Raw genomic sequence first — 4506 nt, 5'->3', positions numbered from 1 at the left:
GCGACGCCGTGCCGGAGGGGGCCGCCGGGCGGGGCGGTGCTGTCCGGGGACACCGGTGATCCGTGCCGGGTGTCGGCGGGTTTGCCGGTGCCGTCCCACTGGTCCCCGCCGGAGGGTTCGGCACCTTCGTCGAGTTGCTGCCTGCGGGTGCGCAGCAGTTCCAGGACCGGGGTGCGGTCGCCGTGCCGCTGCTCGTGCTCGATCAGCCGGTCGATGTCCCCGGCGGGCAGGGAGCGGATCTGGTGCTGCAGTTTCGCGATCGGCAGCTCGTCGTAGTCCGGCAGGGGAAGGGCGTCACCGGTGCTCATCGTGCCGCCTCCTTCACGCCTTCTCGCGGTCGAACATCTCGGTCAGCTCGGGCGGCAGCTGCGCGAGCGTGTCGTTGAGCTCGCCCTTCCGCGTGGTCTCGCGGATGGTGGCGAACACGGCGGCGACCTGCCGTTCGACCCGGTCGGTGTCCACGGAGAGGATCTTGCCGCCGACCTTCTCCAGGAACTGGGCCTTGTCGAACGAGCTGGCCTGCCCCCGCTGCGCGGCCAGTTCGGCGCCGAGCTCGTCGGGCAGCTGGAGGGCGAGGTTCTCGGCCTGGCCGCCGGAGATCGTCTCGCCGAGTACCTGTGCGCACGCACGGCTGAGCTGGTCGGCCTCCTCGACGTTGTCGATCCCGGCCCGCTCGCGCACCTTCTCCGCGAACTCGGTCATCTGCTGGCTGCGTTCCGGCTGCATGTGGCGTTCCGTGCCTTTCGTCGGTCGTCCTCGTTCGTCCCCCGGGGTCAGCGGGGTTGCCACGTCCGGGCGTGCGATAAACCCGCCCGGGGCAGGCCGTGTCGCACCGGAGGGAACGGTTCGTCGGGTTCGTCCGTCGAATCCCGCATTACCGACGTACGGTGCCGGTCGGGTTACCTACCGTGGACGTGACCGGATGTCCGGCCCCGGTGGGAGGTGCCCGGCGATGGTGCGCAGGATCTTCTGGATCACGGCGGCGGTGTTGGTCCTCGCCGTGGGTGTGGCGGCCGCGACGGGGTGGTGGCCCGTCGACCTGCCGTCGTTCGCGACGGTCACGGGGGCGTTGCTGGCGGTGGGGTACGCCGCCACCCGGTCGATCGTCGAACCGCTCTGGACCCGGGTGCGGGACAGGTTGGTGGACCGCTTCGACACGACCTGGGAGAACAGGCGCCTCACGGCGAAGTTCGAGGAGGACTACCGCACCTTCATCCGCAACCGCACCCGGTCGGTCGACCTCAAAGGGCTGTCGACGCTCGGGTTCCACACCCCGGAGCTGAGCCGGGTCTTCGTCGACCCGGGCCTCGCACGCCGGGCGGCCAGCCAGGTCGAGGAGGGGGTGGTCGATCCGCTCCCGGTCCATGTCGAGGACCGCGTGCCGCTGACGGAGCTGCTCGGACGGTCGGGGCCGCGGATCCTCGGGATCGTGGGGGTGCCCGGGTGCGGGAAGACGACGCTGCTGTGGCACACCGCGAGCCGGGTCGCCGACGGCGAGGGGCCGCGCCCCGTGCCGATCCTGCTCGCCCTGCGCGACCACGCGGCCACGGTCGTCGCCGACCCGGAGGTGAGCCTGGCCGACCTGGTCCGCACCGAGCTCGGCCGGTTCGCCACGGACGAACCGACCCGGTGGTTCGAGGAACGACTCGAACAGGGCCGGTGCGTGGTCCTGCTCGACGGGCTGGACGAGGTGGCCCGGCGGGACGACCGCCGGGCCGTGGCCGACTGGATCGAGCGGCAGATCGTCCAGTACCGGGACAACGCCTTCGTGGTCACCTCCCGCCCCCGCGGCTACCGCAAGGCCCCGATCTCGGGCGCGGAGATCTTCCAGGTGCGCAGCTTTACGCATTCCCAGGTGGTGGAGTTCGTCCACGCCTGGTACCTCGCGGCCGAGGTGCAGGCCAGCGCCGTCGCCAACGCGGCCCGCGCCGGCGACACCGGCACAGGCGGCGCCACCGACACCGGCACCGGGGACGACGACGGTGTCCGGGAGATCGCGCGGCTGGGCGCGGACGACCTGCTGGAGCGGCTGAACGTGCTGCCGTCGCTGTACGACCTGACGATCAATCCGCTGCTGCTGACCATGATCGCCAACGTGCACCGGGACCGTGGCGCGCTGCCGGGCAGCCGGTCCGGTCTGTACGGCGAGATCTGTCAGGTGGTGCTCTGGAAACGGCAGGAGGCCAAGCGGCTCGACGTGGCGCTGTCCGGCCCTCGCAAGCAGTACCTGCTGCGCGGCCTGGCCTACGCGATGATGCGGCGGCAGGTCCGCGACCTCCCGCGTCAGGAGGTGCACGACGAGTTCGAGCGCATGCTCGCCCGGATGCCGGAGGACGTCAGCGCCGTCGAGGTGATCGGCGACGTCCGGCACCACGGGTTGCTGATCGAGCGGGAGAACGGGCTCTACTCGTTCACCCACCACACCTTCCAGGAGTATCTGGCCGCCGCCCACATCCGGGACAAGGAGCTGTCCCGGATCCTGGAGGAGACCGTCGACGACCCGTGGTGGCGGGAGACGACCGTCCTCTACGCGGCGATGGCGGACGCGGACGCGATCGTGCGGGCGTGCCTCGCCTCGGGCAGCGTCGCCGCGCTGTCCCTGGCCTTCGACTGTGCCGAGGGCGGTCGTGAGCTCGCGCCCGAGTACCGGCGGGCGCTGGACGAGCTGCTGGCGTCCACCGCCGTGCCGGACACCGACCCGGAACTGCGCCGGGTGATGAACCGTGTCCTGCTCACCCGCCACCTGCGCACGGTGGTCCGCACCGCCGACGGGCGCCGGGTGTGCGCGCTGCCCGTCACCGTGCGGATCCACCGGCTCTTCCAGCAGGACACCGGCGCACCGGTCTTCGCGGTGGGCAACGACGACGACCCGGTCACCGATGTGGCGTTCACCGAGGCGGTGCGGTTCACCCGGTGGATCAACGACGTCACCGAGGGCGAGCCGGGATACCACCTGCCCACGCGGGCCGAACTGGACGACCCGACGGTGCGGGAGAGGTTGCCGACGTGCAGCGCGTGGCTCGCGCCCGAGCCGGGCCAGCACCGGTCGTTGCTGTGGACACCGGGGAAGACGCGGCATCCGCACGCCGTCGACGCCCGCAACGTCGCCGAGCACCTCACCGCCGACCTCACCCGGGCGAGGGCGGGGTTGAGCCGGCTGCTCCTGCTGCGTTCGGTGGTGTTGCTGCGCTTCCTGGGTGACGCCCGCAGCACGAACAAGCGCCTCTACGTCGACTACGTCGACCAGCTGGACCGCGCGTTCGAGCGTGGCTCCGACCGGGTCCACGAGCGGGTGTCCAATGTGGTGGACGCGCTCACCGGGGCGCAGGACGTCGTGGGGGCGATCGGCGCGGACCTCGAACGCACCGTGCGGGTGGTCGGCAGCCTCGCAGCCGTGCCCGGGTTCGACCACCGGTGGGCGCTGTCCCGGATCGCCGAACTCCGGGACGCCCGCCTGCTCACCGAGTACGAGACCGAGCTCGGCCGGGACCTGCAGCTGCTGTCCCGCACGATCTGGCGCACCGTGACCGCCGACCGGGGTGCCGACCCGATCGACCGGGTGCTCGCGGCCGGGATGCGCCGTGCCCGCGCGATCCCGGAAGGCAGCGCGTACACGGAGACGGTGGAGGACGTCCTGGGCCGCGCGTCGGCGCGGGTGCTGGCCCGCACCCTCACCGACGGCGACGAGCAGGGCTGGCCGGACCGGCTGCACCGGGAACTGACGCGGGCGTCCGGTATCGACGTCGACGCCGACGAGTTCCGGGTCTTCCCGGACACCCTGGAGAACGGGGCCCGCAACGCCTACGCGACCGCCTGCGAACGCCTCCCGGGTACCTGGCCCGCCGGGGCCGCGAAGGCGTTCGCCGACCTGGCCCTGCCCACCTTCGCCTGGCCCCGGCGGGGGCCGATCGCCGCGGAGGACGCGACCGTGGTGCGGCTGAGCGCGTTCCTCCTCGCCGCCGAGGCCGGCATGCACGGGGAGAACACTCTGCGCACGAAGTTCCTCGAACTCGCGGCCGGGGTCACTTTCCTGCAGAACCGCGACACCGAGGAAGGCTCCATCACCCAGACGATCGTGCTCGCGGTCGCGTAGGCAGGCACCCCGTCCTCACCGGCGTTCCCCGGCCGTCGTGGCGAAGACCGTCACGGCGAGGGCGACCAGGGTGGCGGCGACCGCGAGGGCGACGGTGGCCGAGATCCGGAGCAGGAGTGCGCCGACCGCGGCACCGGCGAGCATCGCGCCGAGCGATCCCGCGCGGCGTGGTCCCCGCGCGCCCGGGCCGCCCACGAAGCGGGAGTCGGACACCAGTCCGGCCAGCGACAGGGTCACCACCGTCGTCGGGAGATCGGCGATCGCTGTGCGGTGCACCGTGCCGTTCTGCAGACCGAGCGCCACGGCGAGGACGACCACGGTGGCGTGTCGGCCGGGGCCGTCGAGCGGCAGGACGCCGGTGGCGGTACCGGCCGCGGTGCACGCCAGGAGCACCGCCTCGGCCGCGAGCGCCG

The 4506-nt window shown here is 72.5% G+C and carries 4 protein-coding genes; 1 reads left to right on the top strand and 3 read right to left on the bottom strand.

The features are described from left to right. Together ACTIR_RS0114335 and ACTIR_RS0114330 are read right to left on the bottom strand one after the other, a co-directional pair. Window positions 1–308 (bottom strand): hypothetical protein (locus ACTIR_RS0114335; RefSeq protein ID WP_026454811.1); only part of this gene is annotated, 308 nt, incomplete at its 3' end. A 13-nt stretch (window positions 309–321) separates the two neighbouring features. Beyond that, on the bottom strand, window positions 322–726 hold the full coding sequence (locus tag ACTIR_RS0114330; protein WP_026454810.1) for a DUF2267 domain-containing protein: 405 nt from the start codon (window positions 724–726) through the stop codon (window positions 322–324). 226 nt (window positions 727–952) lie between these two features. On the opposite strand from ACTIR_RS0114330, the gene ACTIR_RS0114325 reads away from it, so the two are divergent. Then, complete coding sequence (locus ACTIR_RS0114325) at window positions 953–4093, top strand: NACHT domain-containing protein (protein WP_026454809.1); 3141 nt, start codon at window positions 953–955, stop codon at window positions 4091–4093. 15 nt (window positions 4094–4108) lie between these two features. Here the strand turns inward: ACTIR_RS0114325 and ACTIR_RS23425 are convergent. Next, window positions 4109–4506, bottom strand: a 398-nt coding sequence (locus tag ACTIR_RS23425) for a DUF1275 family protein (RefSeq protein ID WP_154663765.1), incomplete at its 5' end; no start/stop codon positions are given.

Origin of the sequence: Saccharomonospora iraqiensis subsp. iraqiensis (assembly GCF_000430445.1) — a bacterium.
Taxonomy (GTDB): domain Bacteria; phylum Actinomycetota; class Actinomycetes; order Mycobacteriales; family Pseudonocardiaceae; genus Saccharomonospora; species Saccharomonospora iraqiensis.
The sequence above is the reverse complement of the archived record's forward strand: the minus strand, read 5'-3'. Positions and strand labels throughout refer to the sequence as shown.